This is a genomic window from Duncaniella sp. C9, assembly GCF_004803935.1.
Lineage (GTDB): Bacteria > Bacteroidota > Bacteroidia > Bacteroidales > Muribaculaceae > Duncaniella > Duncaniella muris.
Map to the genome: position 1 here is coordinate 3,116,069 of NZ_CP039547.1, position 18,447 is coordinate 3,134,515.

15 protein-coding genes are annotated in these 18,447 nt (G+C 53.7%); 10 read left to right on the forward strand and 5 right to left on the reverse strand.

The features are described 5' to 3' along the window. Positions 1–29: 29 nt before the first annotated feature. From E7745_RS13225 to E7745_RS13235, 3 genes are read right to left on the reverse strand one after another with little or no spacing between them, the layout of a single operon-like run. The gene (locus tag E7745_RS13225) at positions 30–695 is read right to left on the reverse strand and encodes a 5'-methylthioadenosine/adenosylhomocysteine nucleosidase (protein ID WP_123398520.1); all 666 of its coding nucleotides are present in this window, start codon (positions 693–695) and stop codon (positions 30–32) included. Then, positions 692–1,504, reverse strand: coding sequence for a twin-arginine translocase subunit TatC (gene tatC, locus E7745_RS13230; protein ID WP_136409014.1), 813 nt, complete (start codon positions 1,502–1,504; stop codon positions 692–694). The genes E7745_RS13225 and tatC overlap by 4 nt, the downstream gene beginning before the upstream one ends. 8 nt (positions 1,505–1,512) lie before the next feature. Further along, positions 1,513–1,722 (reverse strand): twin-arginine translocase TatA/TatE family subunit, encoded by a 210-nt coding sequence (locus E7745_RS13235; protein WP_107031283.1) that lies wholly within the window; start codon positions 1,720–1,722, stop codon positions 1,513–1,515. A gap of 182 nt (positions 1,723–1,904) precedes the next feature. Between E7745_RS13235 and fabD the strand changes: the two genes are divergently transcribed. The 5 genes from fabD to E7745_RS13260 all read left to right on the forward strand — a co-directional run bounded on the left by fabD (position 1,905) and on the right by E7745_RS13260 (position 6,767). Then, positions 1,905–2,783 carry an ACP S-malonyltransferase gene (gene fabD / locus E7745_RS13240; protein WP_136409015.1) on the forward strand — a complete coding sequence of 293 codons (879 nt, stop codon included), beginning with the start codon at positions 1,905–1,907 and terminating at the stop codon, positions 2,781–2,783. Positions 2,784–2,879: 96 nt separating this feature from the next. Beyond that, the gene (locus E7745_RS13245) at positions 2,880–3,842 is read left to right on the forward strand and encodes a DUF2156 domain-containing protein (RefSeq protein WP_123398523.1); all 963 of its coding nucleotides are present in this window, start codon (positions 2,880–2,882) and stop codon (positions 3,840–3,842) included. Between the two features lie 119 nt (positions 3,843–3,961). Continuing rightward, positions 3,962–4,972 (forward strand): homoserine O-acetyltransferase, encoded by a 1,011-nt coding sequence (gene metX / locus E7745_RS13250; protein WP_136409016.1) that lies wholly within the window; start codon positions 3,962–3,964, stop codon positions 4,970–4,972. 70 nt (positions 4,973–5,042) lie between these two features. Continuing rightward, positions 5,043–5,930 (forward strand): DMT family transporter, encoded by an 888-nt coding sequence (locus E7745_RS13255; protein ID WP_136409017.1) that lies wholly within the window; start codon positions 5,043–5,045, stop codon positions 5,928–5,930. A gap of 57 nt (positions 5,931–5,987) precedes the next feature. Then, positions 5,988–6,767: a DapH/DapD/GlmU-related protein gene (locus tag E7745_RS13260; RefSeq protein WP_136409018.1), complete on the forward strand. Its 780-nt coding sequence runs from the start codon at positions 5,988–5,990 to the stop codon at positions 6,765–6,767. A 138-nt stretch (positions 6,768–6,905) separates the two neighbouring features. Here the strand turns inward: E7745_RS13260 and E7745_RS13265 are convergent, their stop codons facing one another. Both E7745_RS13265 and E7745_RS13270 read right to left on the reverse strand, forming a co-directional pair. Next, complete coding sequence (locus E7745_RS13265) at positions 6,906–8,396, reverse strand: RagB/SusD family nutrient uptake outer membrane protein (RefSeq protein WP_136409019.1); 1,491 nt, start codon at positions 8,394–8,396, stop codon at positions 6,906–6,908. A gap of 49 nt (positions 8,397–8,445) precedes the next feature. Beyond that, positions 8,446–11,478 carry a TonB-dependent receptor gene (locus tag E7745_RS13270; protein ID WP_136409020.1) on the reverse strand — a complete coding sequence of 1,011 codons (3,033 nt, stop codon included), beginning with the start codon at positions 11,476–11,478 and terminating at the stop codon, positions 8,446–8,448. 612 nt (positions 11,479–12,090) lie between these two features. Between E7745_RS13270 and queF the strand changes: the two genes are divergently transcribed. The 5 genes from queF to E7745_RS13295 are packed head-to-tail and all read left to right on the forward strand — an operon-like array spanning position 12,091 to position 18,395. Next, a complete protein-coding gene (gene queF / locus E7745_RS13275) occupies positions 12,091–12,561 on the forward strand; it encodes a preQ(1) synthase (protein WP_136409021.1) in 471 nt (156 codons plus the stop codon). Positions 12,562–12,601: 40 nt separating this feature from the next. Further along, entirely contained in the window at positions 12,602–13,249 is a 648-nt protein-coding gene (gene queC, locus E7745_RS13280; protein WP_107031275.1) for a 7-cyano-7-deazaguanine synthase QueC, read from the forward strand. A 36-nt stretch (positions 13,250–13,285) separates the two neighbouring features. Continuing rightward, on the forward strand, positions 13,286–14,107 hold the full coding sequence (locus tag E7745_RS13285) for a DUF5715 family protein (RefSeq protein WP_136409022.1): 822 nt from the start codon (positions 13,286–13,288) through the stop codon (positions 14,105–14,107). Between the two features lie 20 nt (positions 14,108–14,127). After that, positions 14,128–17,634 carry a hypothetical protein gene (locus tag E7745_RS13290; RefSeq protein ID WP_136409023.1) on the forward strand — a complete coding sequence of 1,169 codons (3,507 nt, stop codon included), beginning with the start codon at positions 14,128–14,130 and terminating at the stop codon, positions 17,632–17,634. After that, positions 17,631–18,395, forward strand: coding sequence for an HAD family phosphatase (locus E7745_RS13295; RefSeq protein WP_136409024.1), 765 nt, complete (start codon positions 17,631–17,633; stop codon positions 18,393–18,395). The genes E7745_RS13290 and E7745_RS13295 overlap by 4 nt, the downstream gene beginning before the upstream one ends. Positions 18,396–18,447: the final 52 nt, after the last annotated feature.

Here is an 18,447-nt window from a genome sequence, read left to right on the forward strand (position 1 = left end):
AAGAGATTGTTTTCAGAATCGTAGACGGATCACAATGAAGCAAGAATCTCGCTCACTGCTGCAAACGACTTCTGCGGAGCTTCAGTCCAGAAATCCTCATACTGGCTCGAATTGTCATGAGAGGTCCAGGGCGAGTCGCTGATCACGCGGAGACACATGAACGGCACCTGGCGCAGACAGCAGGCCTGGGCTATGGCGGCCGACTCCATGTCGACGGCCTTCACCATCGGGAAGTGCGAGCGGATCGAATCGATTTCCTCCTTGCGGCTTATGAACAGCTCTCCGGAGGCGATGAGACCCTTCTTCGCTCCGCTTTTTTCCGCAACAGCCGGCACCTCGGCCGGGAAAAGACGGGGACAGCCGGGCACATGGCCCCACTCCTCGCCTATGCACCAGAAATCATGATGCGCGAGAGAGTCGGCCACCACTATATCCATCACCCGGATGTCATCTCCGGCGCCTGCCGCAACTCCGGTATTGATCACCAGATCAGGTGAGAAAGCATCGATCAGGCTCACGGCGCCGATAGCCGCGTTGACCTTGCCTATACCACACTGCATCACGGCAATGTCATTGCCGCCTATGCGTCCGCGGTGGAGAGTGACAGCACCACGGGTTTCTACAGTCGCATCGGAGAGAAGGGGTAATATCATGGCCAGCTCTTTGCTCATGGCCACTATAATGCCAATTTTCATAAGTTACTTATCGTTTCAGTTTCTGATTTTTCTTTTTTAAACGACCTCTCAGAAGGGAGAGTCAGAGCCGAAAGCTCCCAGAGGAGATAGAGAGGCAGGAAGACCACCATCAGGGTGAACGGATCGCCCGTCGGGGTTATGACAGCCGCCGCCACCAGAAGCGCCACCACGGCATGCCTGCGGTAGCGGTTGAAAAGTCCGCGGCTGACAATTCCGGCCTTGCCCAGCATCCATGCCACCAGGGGCAGCTCGAACACAATGCCCATCACAAGAATCAGCATCATGAAATTGTCCATATAGGAATCAAGCGAGATCTGGTTGGGAATCAGTGCGCTCAGCTGATAGTCGGCAAGGAAGCGCAGAGTCAGCGGAAACACAAGGAAGTAGCCGGTGGCAACGCCTAAGAAAAACATCAGGTTTCCGGCTAAAAACGCGCCTCGCGCCCCACGCTTCTCCTCTTCGTAAAGCCCAAGTGCTATGAAGCCCCAGAGCAGCCACACACATATCGGGAAAGCAAGCACTACAGCCAGCCAGAAGGAGGTTGACATGTGGATGAAAAACTGCGAGGCCAGACGGATGTTGATCAGATGCACTTCGAAATCGCCGCCACTGCCTCCCGGCATCAGTGAAGTCGCAGAAATGCTGTCAAGCCACCGGTAGAGAATGAAGTCGCCCCGACACGGAGCCAGAATCACAGAATCGAAAATGTGGGGCATGGCCGCAAACAGCCCGACCGTAAGCACAACGATGACGGCCGCCATGCGGAGCAGCACTCCGCGCAGGGCCTCGGCGTGATCCCAGAATCCCATTTCGCCGCTCACTTTTCAGCAGCGCTTTTGTCGGAATTTTCGGTCGTATTATCTTTGATTTCGCTGACGGCATCATTCATGCCCTGTTTGAACTGGCTGATGCCCTTGCCCATGCTGCGGGCAAGTTCGGGTATGCGCTTGGCGCCGAAAAGCAGAAGCACCACCACGAGAATCACAATGATCTCTCCGGTGCCGAGATTGAAAATGCAGGGTGTCATTCTGATATTTGGGTTTTCTGCAAAGTTAGTGATTTTTTTGCTGCAAATCTGTTTAAAACCCGTCACCGCAGACTCCGCTGATGTTAAAAATGGTTTTTGAACCTTAACTAATCAATAGAAAAGCGTAACTTTGTACTCTCAAACCAATCATATTCAAACGAATTCAAATTCACGACAATTCAATGAAAGCTTACGTATTCCCCGGTCAGGGCGCCCAGTTCGTAGGAATGGGCAAAGACCTCTATGAAAGCAATGAAGTAGCCAAGGAAATGTTCGAGAAGGCAAACGAGATTCTCGGCTTCCGCATCACCGACCTGATGTTTGCAGGCACTGACGAAGACCTCCGTCAGACCAAAGTAACCCAGCCCGCCGTATTCCTCCACTCTGTGATCCTCGCCAAGACACTCGGCGAAGACTTCCAGCCCTCTATGGTAGCCGGTCACTCTTTAGGTGAATTCTCGGCACTCGTAGCCGCCGGCGCCCTCAGCTTCGAAGACGGTCTCCGTCTGGTAGCCGCCCGTGCACGCGCCATGCAGAAAGCCTGTGAGCTGAAGCCCTCCACAATGGCTGCCGTGATAGCCCTCCCCGACGAAAAAGTAGAGGAAGTCTGCGCCTCGATCCCCGGAGTAGTTGTCTGCGCCAACTACAACTGCCCCGGCCAGCTCGTGATCTCAGGTGAAGAAGAAGCCATCGACGCAGCCTGCGAGAAGCTCAAGGAAGCAGGTGCAAAGCGCGCCATGCGCCTCAAGGTAGGCGGTGCCTTCCACTCACCCTGCATGGAGCCCGCCCGCGCCGAACTCGCCGAAGCCATCGCTGCGACTGAATTCCACAACCCCGCAGTGCCCGTCTACCAGAATGTCGATGCCAAGCCCCACACCGATGCCGCTGAGATCAAGGCCAACCTCGTGGCACAGCTGACCGCTCCAGTGCGCTGGACCCAGAGCGTACAGAACATGATCGCCGACGGCGCCGACGAATTCATCGAAGTCGGCCCCGGCAAGGTGCTCCAGGGCCTCGTTGCCAAGATCAACCGCGAAGTAGCCACCTCTGGCCGTCAGTAAGCCACCACAATCGGGCCTCACTCCGGAGCCTGAGATGAACCTCATCGGGGCTCAGTGTGTTTTTCAGTAAACACACAATCATAGAAATCTCAGATTATGATCACGCTTCGACAATCGGCGGCCGCCACGCAGACGGCGCTCAAGGCCAGACCGAAAAAGGAATGTTCACTCAGCTTCAAGCCCTTGCGCATAGCAGACATCGACACTCTGCGACCGCTGCTCGCGCAGACATGCTGCCGCACATGCGACTTCACCGTAGGCGGCACATTCATGTGGCTCGAATACTTCGACTACTCATACTGTATATTCAATGACACTCTTTTCATCAAAGGTGTCACTGAAGACGATGTCAGCCGGCCGGCTTTCTCAATCCCCGTAGGCAAAATGGGGCTTGAGGAGTCGGTCGCTCTTTTGCGTGAATACTGCGCCGCCACAGGCTGCCGCCTCATCTTCTCGGCCGTCCCGGAAGCCTTCGTGGCCCCGCTCAAAGCCCTCGGAGCAAGCAGCGTCCAGCAGCTTGCCGACTGGAGCGACTACCTCTACGAGGCCTCGGCCCTCGCAACCCTTTCAGGCAAGAAATTAGGCAAGAAACGCAACCACGTCAACCGTTTCGAAGCCGAAAATCCCGGCTACACCTTCGAACCGCTGACCCCGGAGCTGATTCCCGCTGTCAAAGAGTTTTTCCTTGCACGCCATCTTCCGCTGTCAAAACCGGCGCTTGCCGACATAGAGCGCGAGCAGGTGATGCAGGTGCTCTCCACCCCAGGCCTCTTCGGCTTCGAGGGCGCAGTACTCTCCACTCCGGCCAACGGCATAGTGGCATTCACCCTCGGCGAAGTCAAGGGCGACACCCTCTTTGTCCACATCGAAAAAATGGACCATGAAGTCAACGGAGCCGGCGAGACCATCAACAAACTCTTCGCCGAAATGATGACCGGACGCCATCCAGGCCTTATCTACATCAACCGTGAGGAAGACGTGGGCGATCCCGGTCTGCGCCACGCCAAAGAATCATACCACCCCGCAGAACTTCTGGCCAAATACAACGTGATATTCTGATCATTCAGGCCGGGTAACTCTGAAATTCGCCCAAATAGCGTCTCTCTAACAGACTGCGTAATTTTGAAGAGTTACTTATTATGCTTAACTTTGCTCCGCAACTGTTAAGAAGCCTCATAATGATCAACTATTATCACCATTCCGAACCATTCAGCCTTGAACTCGGCGGGCAGCTCGATGCCCTCCGCATAGCATATCACACTTATGGCACACTCAACGCCGACAAAAGCAACGTCATCTGGGTGTGCCATGCTCTTACCGGCAACAGCGACGTGCAGGACTGGTGGCCACACACCGTGGAGGAAGGCAAATTCCTCGATCCGGCCGACAATTTCATAATCTGCGCCAACATTCTCGGATCGCCTTACGGCACCACCGCCCCGCTACACACCAATCCCGCCACAGGCTCACCCTACTACAAAGATTTCCCACCCTACACCATCCGCGACATTGTCAACGCCCACCGCGTCCTTGCCGAAGCGCTCGGCATTGACCGGATAAAGGTACTTGTAGGCTGCTCTGTGGGCGGTTTTCAGGCCATCGAATGGGCCGTGATGGAACCCGAACGCTTCGAACGGCTCGTTCTGATGGCCACTGACGCCATAGCCACACCCTGGACCATAGCCATCGACGAGACCATGCGCATGAGCATCGAGGCCGACCCGACCTTCGGCGACCCTGACCCTCAGGCCGGACGCAAAGGCCTTGCCGCCGCCCGCGCCATCGGCCTGCTGAGCTATCGCGGATATTATGGCTACAATCTCACCCAAAAAGATGTCGAGGAGCTGCCCGAAATACACCGCGCATCGAGCTACCAGCAGTATCAGGGCGAGAAACTCTGCCGCCGCTTCGATGCCTATTCCTACTATGCCATTCTAAAAGCCTTTGACACCCACAACGTGGGCCGCGGCCGCGGAGGCCTCGACGCCGCTCTCAAGCGCATCAAGGCCCGTACCCTTGTGGTAGGCCTCGAAACCGACATCGTGTTCCCGCCCCGCGAGATGCAGGAACTCTGCTCCAAGATTCCCGGAGCCGTCTACGGCGAGATCCACTCCCCCTTCGGCCACGACGGTTTCCTCGTGGAATACAATCAGCTCAACAATCTCCTGCTCCCATTCATCAAAAACTAAGAGGTTTTTTCTCAATAACTGTTAAAGCGCAAAACCGGCCGGCGGCCGCACCGTTTTTTCACATAATCTCATGACCCGGACCACCAAAGGATATATTCTTGGTGCAGTTGCTGCTGTGAGCTACGGCACCAACCCGCTCTTCGCCGTCCCCCTCTATGAACTTGGGATGGGCGTCTCCTCCGTACTCTTCTACCGCTATCTGTTTGCCACAATCATACTCGGCACCATCATGCTCATCCGCGGCGACAGCTTCCGGCTCGCCCGCCGCGACCTGCCGCTGATGGTGCTCCTCGGCATCTTCTTCGCCATGTCATCCGTACTGCTGTTCGAAGCCTACAGATACATGGACGTAGGCCTTGCCTCCACGCTGCTCTTTGTCGAGCCCGTTTTCATAGCGCTGATACTCTGGATCTTCTTCCACGAACGCATCTCGCTGTGGACCCTCATCTCCATAGCCATCTGCCTCACCGGAGTAGTCTTTCTGTGCAATCCGGGCGAAGGCGCACATGTGACAGCCACCGGCGTCACCCTTGTCATACTCTCGTCACTGGCCTATGCGCTCTACATGGTGATGATCAACAAGAGCCGCATACGCCATCTCTCAGGCTCCACTCTCACCTTCTACTCGCTGCTCTTCGGCATGATTGTCTTCGCCGTGCGCACCGACGGCTTCACCGAAGTGCAGCCTGTGCCCTCCGGACTGCTCCCCTGGGCCTGCGTGGCGGGCATCTCGATTGTCCCCACCATAGTCTCGCTGCTGACAGTAGCCATCTCAATCCAGTGCATCGGCTCGGTTCCGGTCTCCATTCTCGGCGCCCTCGAACCTATCACCGGAGTAATGTTCGGAGTGGCACTCTTCGGCGAAATCCTGACTGTAAGAGCCTCGATTGGAATCGTGCTCATCATCCTCGCCGTCATCGTCCTCATTCTCTCCGGCCGCCGGCAACACTCCAAGTAACAAAACCCTACACATATAAACCTGCTTCCAAACAACCAACTGATTATTATTGAATCTATGCTAAATGTTGAATCATACATACTTCTCCTGCTTGCGCTCATTGTATGCGGCAAATGGATTGTTTTCATTCTTATGTGTCCGCTGCTTGTCGCATTCCGCATCCGGAAGGAAAAATCGTGGACAAATTCCGAAAGCCTGCACAATCGCACCGCTGACAAACCCGATGAAGCGGAAACATGCGCAACTGACCGCACTCCTACACGGAAATCATTTCTGCATAAGCTTCTGCAAACCCCTCAATACTATTTCTTCGGCTACAGGCGATATATTGATTTCCAGGTAGGATTAATACCGTCACACACAATCCGCAATTTTATATACCGAAAAATCTTTGGCGTGAAATTAGGCAAGATGGCGACCATATATTGGGGGGCAGAAATCCGTGATCACCACAAACTGAAAATCGGGCGCGGAACAATTATTGGCGACCAAGTGATTCTCGATGCACGAAACGGGATAGAGATCGGCGATAATGTAAATTTTTCATCCAATGTGCATATCTGGACCGAACAGCATGATCATCGTGATCCGGACTTCGCCTGTAACAGCAGTGCCGCTTTCAAGGTGACAATCGGCAACCGAGCCTGGATAGGCCCCGGAACCACGATACTTCATTCGGTAAATATCGGCGAGGGAGCCGTTATCGCAGCTGGTGCAGTGGTGACTAAAGATGTAGAGCCATTTGCAATCATGGCCGGCATTCCGGCAAGAAAAATCGGCGAACGCAACCACAATCTCAGATATGAGTTCAACGGCTATCCTGCTCCATTTTATTAATCTTAGCCCACGTCCCCAAAAATCCATCATCTGAAATCCGGAAACTGACATCAGCCATTAACAAACGGAGGCCGCGCCTGAGTTGAATTCAGGCGCGGCCTCGGTATTATAGATTGATGCTATGGGCTGATGTGGTCTTTACTTCTTGGGGAATGTGGTCTGCCAGCCTTCATTCTGTGTCACACCGAATCCGGCATTGATCTCATCAGCAGGGATGGGATAAACACAGTCAGAGATCTTGAAACCGGTGATTGCCCAGTCGATTTCAGGATAAGAAACATTGTCCTGAGCAAGATTTGCACTTACATCCCAGCGGCGGAGGTCATAGAGACGGTGACCTTCCTGGAAGAGCTCGCGGGCACGTTCTTCCTGAATGAAGCTCATGAGACCGTCCTTATCAGAAGGCAGATCGGCAACCGAAGTGATGGCCGGGTTACGCTTTGCAACCACAAGGAGTGCGTTCTGTGCATTGGTGATGTCAGCCGACGAAGAGCGCAGATAGCCTTCAGCCTGGTTGAGATACATCTCAGGAGCGTTGATCAGGTAGTTTGTGCCGTAAGCCGAGTTTCCACCGAGACCATAGGCTCCGAACTTGCCGCTTCCGAATTCTTCGACACCCTTGTCATTAGTATTCCAGCTCCACACTGCGCGACGCACGTCACCGTCTGTCATGATTGACTTCAGATAGGGAGTGGGGCCATAGCTGTAGTTCGACCAAAGTGTACCGCAGGAGTTTGCGCTCCAGTTATCGGAAGTATTGATGGCAAGATAGAAGAAGCTTTCAGTGTTGCTGCCTTCACCGTTGTAGAGAGCCTTGTAGGCGGCGGGAGTATAGGCAAGCGCCGGATCTCCGGCTGCGGCAAGAGCCTTCTTGGCTGCGTCAATCGATTCATCGAACTTCTCCATGTAGAGATAAGCGCGAGAGAGAAGACCCCATGCTGCCGCCGGCGACATATAGACACGGTTTTCTTTTGTCTGGCCTGCAAGTTCAAAATAGCTGATCGAAGACTTCAGGTCATTGACAATCGAAGTATAGGCATCGCCTACAGTGCTACGGCTGACCATCGTACCGGCAGCCACAGGCTCGTTGATCACAACGATACCGGGCTGTGCCGAGAAATCCTGACCGTCAACCATCACCTGATGGGCGAACACATTGACAAGCACAAGATTCGCATAGGCGCGGAGCGCATAAGCTTCAGCAAGATACATGTCGAGATCAGCGATTTCATCTTCGTGGACATTCTCTTTCATGGCTTCACCGGCCTTGATGATTCGGGCGCTGTTGTCAACCACCTTGTAACCATACTCCCAGATGTATGAGAGATAAGTGTCAGTCACTGACGGAGTGAACTGGTTGATTGCATTGAAGTGGCTCGACGAACGGTTCCAGTATGCCAGGTCAGATGCGATGTCGCCGAATGAAGTGGCATAGTTACCGGCGAAATAGTAACGGTAAAAACTGTAATATGTACCGTTGAGAGCATAGCCTATATTGTTGACGCTGTTAAGGCCGGTTTCTATGTCGATGCCATCATAGATCTTTGAATCCAGGAAGTCATCGCCACAGCTGACCATGCTTCCGCCCAGAAGCAGCATAGCAAGAGCCTTGATATGTAGTTTTTTCATATTTTCCTTTAGTTTGTGAATTATGATTCTTGAAAGATAGAAGATAATTTTAGAATGTCAGCTGGATGCCGCCGGTGAAGGTAAACGCTGCGGGATACTGCCATGCGATCTCACCGTTGGCATAGGTTTCAGGGTTGTAGCCGATGAAATCAGATGCAGTCCAGGTGTGCACATTGTCGAAACTGGTGTAGATACGGCACTTAGAGATAAGAGCCTTGCGGGTGATCGAAGCAGGGATAGTGTAGCCGAATGTGATGTTGCTAAGACGGAGATAGTTTCCGCTCATGATCCAGCGTGACGAATAGTTGTCGGTAGAAATCTGGTTGGGGTCGCTGATGATGTACTGCGGATACTTGGCATCAGGATTCTCAGGAGTCCATGAATTTTTGATCATTTCCTTCAGCGGTGTGCGGTAGGTGCTCATGTTCCAGCCGGTGAAGTCATGGCCGGTGTCGATCACCTTGCTGCCGAGGCGGTAGTTGAACTGCATGGAGAGGTCAAATCCATAACCGCGGGCATTGAGACCGAATGCACCGAACACCTTGGGAGCTGCTGAACCTACATAGCGTTTTTCAGCTGCATTGTAGTCATCGGTAAGCACATTGCTGAGATCGTTGCCGTTCTCGTCTTTTGTGCCTTTGGCATAACGGTAATAAAGAGCCTTACCGGTCTCGCGGTCTACGCCTGCATACTCCTGAGTGTAGAACTGAGTGAAGGGACGGCCTTCTTCAAGAATCTGATAGGTGTATTCCACAGATCCGTCGGCAAGCTTGAGGATCTTGTTCTCATTCCAGGTGAGGTTGGCGAAGAGGCTGACAGTCAGATCACGGCTTGTGTAGGCCACACCATTGACACCGAATTCAACACCACGGTTGCGCATCTTGCCGATGTTCTTATAATATGAATTCATACCGGTGGTCATTGACAGAGGCACCTTGTAGAGAGCATCGGAAGTCTCATCGTTGTAGTAGTCAAAAGTGAAGTTCACGCGGTTGAAGAGCGAAAGATCAAAGCCAACGTCAAACTTGCGGGAAGTTTCCCATGTAAGATCCGGATTTGAGATCTGAGCGGGAATCATACCGGGAACCTGATTGTAGTTAGCTCCGGCTGAATAGTATCCGCGGGCAGCATAGAGGTTAGGCAGAGACTGGTTGCCAACAGTACCGTAAGAGATACGGAGCGCGGCATTGCTGAGCCAGGAGAGATCTTTTGCGAATGATTCCTGCGAGAGACGCCACTTGCCGCCGACTGACCAGAAGTTACCCCAGCGGTTGTCAGCGCCGAACACCGATGAACCGTCGCGGCGGAAAGAAGCCGACAGGTAGTAGCGGTCGTCATATGAATAGTGGGCATCCATGAAGTATGATGCAAGACGCGATTCGCTGCGGTAATATGCGCTACCGTTGTCTGTGGCTGCGGTTGTCAGATCGCGCATGCCTGAGTCAGCGAATGGGAAGTCAGTGCGTGAATAGAAATCTTCGTGGTAGTCGTAGCGCTGGCATTCCTGACCGAGAAGGAGGTTGATGTCATGCTTGTCGAAAGTCTTGGTCCAGCCGAAAGTGTTGGTCCAGGTAATAGTGCTGATACGCTGCTTATACTGCTGGCCGAGACCGTTATATTTCATACCCTGCGGGTTGTAGACGGCACTCCAGTAGTCATAGTCGGTCTGGTCAACGAGGTTGACACCAAGATTTGTCTTGGCCCAGATGCCGAATGGCAGGTCGATGCGAAGCCAGGGATTGGCATTGATGGTCTGGTTTGTCACCTCATAGAGGTTACCGAGTTTTTCGTCATTGACAGCCACAGGGTTGTAGCCTGAAACACCGTAATATGAACCGTCTTCATTGTAGATGGGATCAGTCGGGAGCCATGAAGAGACCGCTCCGGTCAGAGGGTTCGACATTGCGCCAGTTGTCGACTGGCTGAAGTTGTTGTTTTTGCTCCATGAAAGAGAGGCATTGACACCTGCAGAGAAATATTTATACTTGGTATCGATGTTCACACGGCCTGAATAGCGGGTGTTGCCTGAGTTGATCACAATACCTTCTGAATCTACATAGCCGATAGAGGCATAGTAGTTTGTATTGCCGCTTGTGCCGTTGAAGCTGATGTTGTATTCCTGGAAATAACCGGTGCGGGTCACAGCGTCGATCCAGTCTGTGTCAGTCTTGCCGTCCCAACCGAGAACGCCGACAAGCTTGTCATACCATTCGTCATACGTACCGCCTCTCAAAGCCATGTAGCCCTTGGTGAACCAGTCAATAGTTTCTGCGGCATTGGCATAATCCATGTTATGGTTGCCCATCTTGGTCAGACCCTGCTTGATGTCGATGTTGAGGTTGAACTTGCCCTCGCCACCCTTCTTGGTAGTGATGACGATCACACCGTTGGCTGCGCGTGAACCGTAGATAGCGGTTGCTGCAGCGTCCTTGAGCACAGTCACACTCTCGATATCGTTGGGATTGTAGGCAGCCATCGGGTCAAAGAAGTTGTTTGACTCGCTGCTGATACCATCGGCATCAGAATTGACAGGCACACCGTCGATCACATACAGAGGCTGCGAGCTTGAAGAAAGCGAACCGCGGCCACGGACGTAGACCGAACCGAATGTACCGGGCGAAGAAGTAGAGTTGTTGTACTGGAAACCGGTGACCGAGCCTTCGAGAGCCTTCACGAAGTTCACATCAGACTTCTTGTCGATGACCTCACCGTCGAGCACAGAGGCGGCACCTGTAAAGGCAGCCTTGCGCTGAACACCGTAACCGGTAACGACCACTTCGTCAAGAGTGTTGGCATTCTCCATCGAGATCATCATCTGACCGGGAGTGATAGCCACCTCGACAGTCTTCATGCTGATGTAAGAAACCTGAATTTTGGTCACTGATTCGGGAAGGCTCAGAGTGAACTTTCCGTCGATGTCAGTAGCGGTACCGATCTTGGTACCCACACCCATGACAGTGGCTCCGATCAACGGCTCACCGTCAGCGGCGCTTATCACGGTGCCGGAAACTGTGCGGTTCTGAGCCGCAAGCGTTCCGACAGCCACGACGAGGGCCGTCAGTAGTAGAAACAGCTTTTTCATACCTAATAGTTAAGTAATACGAAATTAGTTAAAGTATAAAATGATGATAATTTTAAACAGCGGTGCGGAAAAGTCCCTTTTCTGCGGGGTGCTTCCCGGTTGGGGTTGTTAAGAGAGAGCTTTGTCGGGAAGCGGGGAACTTCTAATGATGTCGTAATGTCATTATTGAAAACTTGAAATAAAATGGAATTTTATGTTGGGGGCGAGGGTGGCTACGCGCCAGTCTCCTGTATGAGATACAACTGTGCGAATTAAAAAATTTTTACACAGATGTTTCAATTCGGTCACAAAAGTAATATTTTTTAGCGTAGCATAGGGTTTGTTTAATGTGAAAGTTTGTTAATTATAAAGTTTACAGCATTAAATCTGTTATCAATCCCATCAAAAAGATGAAAAAGTGAAAGGTTTTGCATGTCGATTTTTTGAATTTAATCTTATTGTTGGCCATGTCGGATCTGATGGCTGTGTCATCGAGTCTTTCAACGCTGCTGGGGACGGTGGCTGTGCTGCCGTGGCGGATGGTGCGCCATAACCCACAGATCGGGTTTGCTGCTCTTGCGAAAAAGTGTTACATTTGCAATTTGAATGTAACACTATTACAATTTCTAAAGTATGCGATCAGAACAAGAACTTGACGGCGTGTCGCTGCTCGGCAACACCGGAGTCAAATACCCGACACAATATGCGCCTGAAGTGCTGGAGACATTTGTCAACAAGCACCCCGACAACGAATATCTCGTGACCTTCACCTGCCCGGAGTTCACCTCGCTCTGCCCCAAGACAGGCCAGCCGGACTTTGCGAAGATAATCATCTCCTACATCCCGCGCGAGAAGATGGTCGAAAGCAAGAGTCTGAAACTCTACCTCTTCAGCTTCCGCAACCACGGAGATTTCCATGAAGACTGCGTCAACATCATCATGAAAGACCTCATAGCCCTCATGGACCCGCGCTACATCGAAGTCAAAGGCATCTTCACCCCGCGTGGCGGAATAGCCATACTCCCATTCGCCAACCACGGCGACAGCGAGCATCAGGAAATGGCCCGCCGCCGTATGCTCGACTCATTTCCCTCGGATCTCTGAGACAGATTTCACCGACTGACATCATTATAATATTATAAATATGGCAAAAGATACACTCCTGGTGCTCTCAGGCGGCATGGACTCCACTACCATGCTCTGGGACTACGCCGACACTATAGCAGCAGCCGTCACCTTCCAGTACGGCTCAAACCACAATCGCCGCGAAGCCGAATGTGCGCGCTGGAACTGCGAGCGGCTCGGCATCCGCTGGATCGAGATTGATCTTGAATTCATGGGCCGTTACTTCAAGAGCTCGCTTCTCTCCGGAGCCGACGAGATTCCAGAGGGCCACTATGCCGATGACAACATGCGTTCCACCGTGGTGCCTTTCCGCAACGGCATCATGCTCGCCGTGGCAGCAGGGCTTGCCGAAAGCATGGAGCTCAAAAAAGTCATGATCGCCAACCATTCCGGTGACCATGCCATCTATCCCGACTGCCGTCCGGAATTTGTCCGTTCGATGGGTGCCGCGATTTCCGACGGCACATATGAACATCTTGAACTCCTTGCGCCTTATACTGATATGACAAAAGGAGAAATCGCTTTACGAGGCAAAAACTTAGGCGTCGACTATTCGCACACATATTCCTGCTACAAAGGCGGCGAACACCACTGCGGCAAGTGCGGCACCTGTGTGGAACGTCGCGAAGCCCTCGAATTCGCCGGCATTGTCCTTGATAATGACTGATTTTCTAACCGCAGCAACCCGCACCCGCACCTCACGATGGACCAGCACGTCAGCCGGCGCAAACCCAGACGCCGTTTCAGCCTTGTCAAGACCCTCAGACTCCTGCTTCCTCTGATGCTGTTCATCAGTCTGTGTGTGGTGATGTGCACCCCGACAAATCACGGCGAGAGCGACGGCTCGGTAGTGGTGCCCGAAGTGAAAGTGTCGCGCTTCACGTCGGTCTACGACCTTGAGGTAGACACCGTAAGCCCCTACACAGGCCATCTGCCGGAGATGCCCGATCCAAACGGGCGGCTCAAAGTAAACTATTTCGGCAGTCTCAAACAGAATTTCAACGACAGCAACTACATCCATTGGGCCGAGGCCGAGCAGTATGGACTGGAGCCTCTGACCGATACCCGCTCACACTGGCAGCTGCGCTCACCGATAGTCAAGGTCACAACCTGCACTGACTACTATGTCGACACCCTGATATTCTCGCGTCCCTACCTTGTGCCGGCAGCCGCCGGACGCCTCCGTGAAATCGGGCGCCGCTTCCGTGACAGCCTTGAGGCAAGGGGCGGAGGCGATTACCGCATAAAGGTGACAAGCATCCTGCGCACCCCACGCACCGTCAAGCGCCTGCGCCGCCGCAACCGCAATGCCATCGACTCGTCGGTCCACCAGCTGGGCACGACATTCGACATATCCTACGCCTCGTTCATAGCCAACTCTGCCGGCGAAGCCCGCAGCACCGACGATCTCAAAGGTGTGCTCTCTGAAGTGCTGCGCTCAATGCGTGACGAAGGCAAGATCTGGGTGAAATATGAAGTAGGGCAGCCATGCTTCCACATCACAGCCCGCAAACCTGAGGAATAAACCACTAAAAACTCATTCTCATGAGCGATCAGCAGCAGAAGCCCGCCCCCCCTGAGGGCAAAGAGGAAAAGACTAAAAAGTCCATTTGGAAAAAGGTGTTGCGTACTCTGCTCTTCACCATTCTCGGACTACTTGTGGTGGTAATCATTGTGATCACCATAGCCGTCTCATATCTCAAACCGGAACGGCTGACACCGCTCATCGAGAAATATGCCAACGAATATCTTGACGCCGATGTCAGCATCGGGCGCATGGAACTGTCATTCTGGAGCACATTCCCGCGGCTCGAACTCGACGTGCGCAACCTTTCGGTCAGAAGCAAGACCTTCGACTCGCTTCCTGCCTCACAGGCCGACTCGCTTCCTGCCTATGCCGACTCGCTTCTGTCGCTGCGCCATTTCAACGCTGCAATAAACATTCCGAAACTTTCGGTAGGAGCGCTGGCGTTCTATGACATCATATTTGAAAACCCACGCATCAACATCGTACAGCTCACCCCGGATCTGTCTAACCTCGACATCTTTCCGGCATCCGAAGAGTCCGAAAAAGACTCCGGACCGCTGCTGGTCCCGGACATCTCATTCGGCACCTTCGAGATCCGCGACTCCATGCCGGTGCGCTATCTCTCAGTGCCTGACTCGATCGACGCGATGCTCTGCCTCACCACTGCCGGCCTCAGCGGCAGCCATGCGCCGGTCTACAGACTCGACCTTCAGGGCCTGACCGATCTGAATATGCCCGCTTTGTTTCTCGAAAATTTCAGTTTCGGCATGGGCGGAAACATAGGCTGGAACCGCCACAACCCCTATCAGGTGACTCTCGATGATTTCGCGCTGCGGGCCGGCAAGGTCAATGCCTCGCTCTCTGCCGATATTGATTTTGCCGATACTCTGCGGGTCAGCACCTTGGATTTCAAGCTGCCGCTGACTCCCTACAACGACCTGGCGGCACTCGTCCCAGCCGCCTATGCCGGTGAACTGTCAAAGATCAAGACCGACCTCGGAATCAGCTTCGCTCTGCAGCTCACCGCCCCCTACGCTCCGACTGTTGATTCGATACCATCCTGCCATCTCTCTGTCGAGATTCCAGAATGCCGTGCGCGCTACGAGCGTCTGAATCTCAAAAGCTTCTCATTCTCGGCCGAGGCCGACATTGACGGCCGTGATCTCGACCGCTCGACCGTAAGCCTCAAGAAACTCTCGGCTATAGGCGACGGAGTAGGCTTCGAACTGATTGCCGACTTCGCCAATCTGATCTCCGACCCCTCGGCTGAAGGAACATTCCGAGGCGGCATAGACATTGACCGTCTCCCCTCCGCCATGCTTAAGAAACTGCCTTGCGAACTGTCGGGCAACCTGCGTGCCGACAGCCGTTTCGCACTGCGCAAAAGCTATCTGACAAAAGAGAAATTCCACCTCATACGCCTGACCGGCGATGCAACTCTGCGCGACTTCCGCGCCTCGATGCCTGAACTCCCCGCTGACCTCTATACCCGCACCGTGGAACTGAAACTCGGCACCAACTCCTCTTTCACCCGCGGAGACGTGGCTGTCGACTCGATGTTGACGGCATCTTTGAAAATCGACACCATAGCAGCCGATGTCACCGGAATGACCCTCATAGGCAACGGACTGAAAATGGGTGTCGGGAGCCGCAACACAGCCTCGTCGGCCGACACTACAATGATCAATCCCCTCGGCGCCCGCATAGTGGCTGAAAAACTCTACTTCAGATCGCTGGAAGACTCACTGCGGGTGCGGCTGCGCAAGGCCACCGTCGGGGCCACACTCCGCCGCTACAAAGGCGATGCAAAAAAACCGCAACTCCATCTGGACGTAGCCACCGAAGGCGCCTTCTACGGCGACCGCGTCAACCGCGCCATGCTCCACAAGGCCTTGCTCTACGTCACCGTTCATCCCGACTCACTCCCGGCGGTTTCCCGCAACCGCAACAGCCGTCTGCTCGACTCTCTCGCTGTGGCCCATCCCGAACTTTCTCAGGATTCCCTGCGCAGCCTCGCGGCTTCGATCAGACAGACCCGTAGAAACAACCGCCTGAACGCCGACAGCGCCGCTGTGTCCAACGGAGAGGTGATTGACATCTCGGTCGACAACTCCATGCGCCGCCTCATGCGCCACTGGGATGCGAAAGGCATACTGCGCGCCAAGCGTGTGGCAGTCTTCACACCATACTTCCCGCTGCGCAACAGCCTGACAGATCTCAACATGCGCTTCACTTCTGACTCTGTCACCATCTCCGACACCCGCCTGCGGTCAGGCAACAGCGGTCTGACAATCAACGGATCTATCAGCAACATCACCAAGGCCCTGACATCAAGAACCCACTCGCAGCCTCTGAAACTCGACTTCACGCTCTCAGGCGACACTCTTGACATCAACCAACTCGCCGCAGCCGCTTTTTCAGGCGCAGCATTCGCCGAAAAAGACTCTGCCGGAACTTTCGTCGCGCCTGACACCGACAATGAGGCAGTGCTTGCAGCTTCAGTCCAGGCCGGAGCAGACACCTCGGCCCTGCTCGTAGTTCCGGCGAACATCGAGGGAACTCTAAAAGTCAATGCCGCTGACATATTATACTCCAACATGGTTTTCCACGATTTCAACGGAAAGCTCAACGTCTACAAGGGTGCAATAAATCTTGAGCAGATGACGGCTCGATCTGATGTCGGATCGCTCGATCTGAACGCCCTCTACAGTGCGCCGACAAAACATGACGCCACGTTTGCCTTCGGGCTCAGAGTCAATGATTTCCACATAGCCCAATTCCTCGACCTCGTTCCGTCGCTTGACACCATCATGCCGCTCCTCTCCGACATCAGCGGCATCATCAACGCCGATATCGCCGCTACCACCGGGCTGGATTCAGACATGAACATTGACATACCCACTCTGAAAGCTGCCGTCAAGCTCTCAGGCGACAGCCTTGTGCTGATTGACCAGGAAACATTCCGTACAATAGGCAAATGGCTACTGTTCAAGCACAAAGAGAAAAACGTCATTGACAGCATGAACGTCGAGATGATAGTCAACAACTCGCAGCTCGAACTCTTCCCCTTCATCTTCAATCTCGACCGCTACAAGCTCGGCGTAATGGGCTCGAATGACATGGCCATGAACCTCAACTATCATGTGGCCGTGCTCAAATCGCCCCTGCCGTTCAAGTTCGGCATCAACATCAAAGGCGATGTAGACAACATGAAGATACGACTTGGCCGCGCAAAGTTCAACGAAAAGAACATCCCGCGCACCGTTGCGATTGCTGACACCACCCGCATCAACCTCGTGCGCGAGATTGGCAACATATTCCGCCGAGGTGTAAGGACAGCCGGAATCAACAGTCTCGACTTCTCCCGCAATCCCGCCGTCAGTCCGGCTGACAGTTATCCGGCTACCGACACAATCTCTCACGCCGATTCGCTATATTTCATCAAAGAAGGACTGATCCCGGCCCCTGACACCGTCACCGCCACACCGCTCCAGTCTGCCAAACAGAAAAAGAAACGCAAATGACACAGCCTCCGCTTCCCTTTGCCCCTGAAATACTCCGCTTTCTCAAGCGCCATCACTACGAACGCGTCACCCCGCGCGCGGCCCTCATCGACATGGATGGAACCCTCTATGACTCGATGAAAAACCACACCCGTGCATGGCACCGGCTCATGACCGAGCTCGGAGTCGAGTGCACACGCGATGAATTCTATCTCTATGAAGGCCGCACCGGAGCATCGACAATCAACGCCCTGTTCCAGCGCCAGTTCGGGCGCGATGCCACAGATGAAGAAAAAACATCGCTCTATCAGCGCAAAACCGAATACTTCCGTGAACTGCCGCCGGTACTTCCTATGGAAGGCGCGCTTGACATGCTCTCCGTTTTCCGCGAAGTGGGAATGCAGCGCGTGCTTGTCACAGGTTCCGGACAGCAGTCGGTGCTTGACAACATCTCGCGCGACTTCCCCGGAATGTTTGACGATAACAAACGCATCACCGCCCGCAACGTCACCCACGGGAAGCCTCACCCCGAACCCTTCATCAAAGCCATGCAGCTTGCAAGAGTAAGCCCCTCGCAGTCGATCGTGGTTGAAAACGCCCCCCTCGGTGTCGAAGCCGGCGACCGTGCCGGAGCCTTTACAGTCGGAGTGACCACCGGCCCTATTCCCCGCGAGGCTATGGAAGAAGCAGGAGCCGCAGTAGTGTTCAGCTCAATGCCTGAATTCGCCCACATGCTTCCGTCCTTGCTCCTCTCGCTGCTGACTATCACCAGCGACTATTAAGCACCATCCAAGAGCCACCTGAATCTCATTAACCCCGTCTCTTACACCCACG

Coding starts and splice junctions, on each gene's coding strand:
- E7745_RS13225 (WP_123398520.1), bottom strand. CDS start 695: ATGAAAATTGGCATTATAGTGGCCATGAGCAAAGAGCTGGCCATGATA.
- tatC (WP_136409014.1), bottom strand. CDS start 1,504: ATGGGATTCTGGGATCACGCCGAGGCCCTGCGCGGAGTGCTGCTCCGC.
- E7745_RS13235 (WP_107031283.1), bottom strand. CDS start 1,722: ATGACACCCTGCATTTTCAATCTCGGCACCGGAGAGATCATTGTGATT.
- fabD (WP_136409015.1), top strand. CDS start 1,905: ATGAAAGCTTACGTATTCCCCGGTCAGGGCGCCCAGTTCGTAGGAATG.
- E7745_RS13245 (WP_123398523.1), top strand. CDS start 2,880: ATGATCACGCTTCGACAATCGGCGGCCGCCACGCAGACGGCGCTCAAG.
- metX (WP_136409016.1), top strand. CDS start 3,962: ATGATCAACTATTATCACCATTCCGAACCATTCAGCCTTGAACTCGGC.
- E7745_RS13255 (WP_136409017.1), top strand. CDS start 5,043: ATGACCCGGACCACCAAAGGATATATTCTTGGTGCAGTTGCTGCTGTG.
- E7745_RS13260 (WP_136409018.1), top strand. CDS start 5,988: ATGCTAAATGTTGAATCATACATACTTCTCCTGCTTGCGCTCATTGTA.
- E7745_RS13265 (WP_136409019.1), bottom strand. CDS start 8,396: ATGAAAAAACTACATATCAAGGCTCTTGCTATGCTGCTTCTGGGCGGA.
- E7745_RS13270 (WP_136409020.1), bottom strand. CDS start 11,478: ATGAAAAAGCTGTTTCTACTACTGACGGCCCTCGTCGTGGCTGTCGGA.
- queF (WP_136409021.1), top strand. CDS start 12,091: ATGCGATCAGAACAAGAACTTGACGGCGTGTCGCTGCTCGGCAACACC.
- queC (WP_107031275.1), top strand. CDS start 12,602: ATGGCAAAAGATACACTCCTGGTGCTCTCAGGCGGCATGGACTCCACT.
- E7745_RS13285 (WP_136409022.1), top strand. CDS start 13,286: ATGGACCAGCACGTCAGCCGGCGCAAACCCAGACGCCGTTTCAGCCTT.
- E7745_RS13290 (WP_136409023.1), top strand. CDS start 14,128: ATGAGCGATCAGCAGCAGAAGCCCGCCCCCCCTGAGGGCAAAGAGGAA.
- E7745_RS13295 (WP_136409024.1), top strand. CDS start 17,631: ATGACACAGCCTCCGCTTCCCTTTGCCCCTGAAATACTCCGCTTTCTC.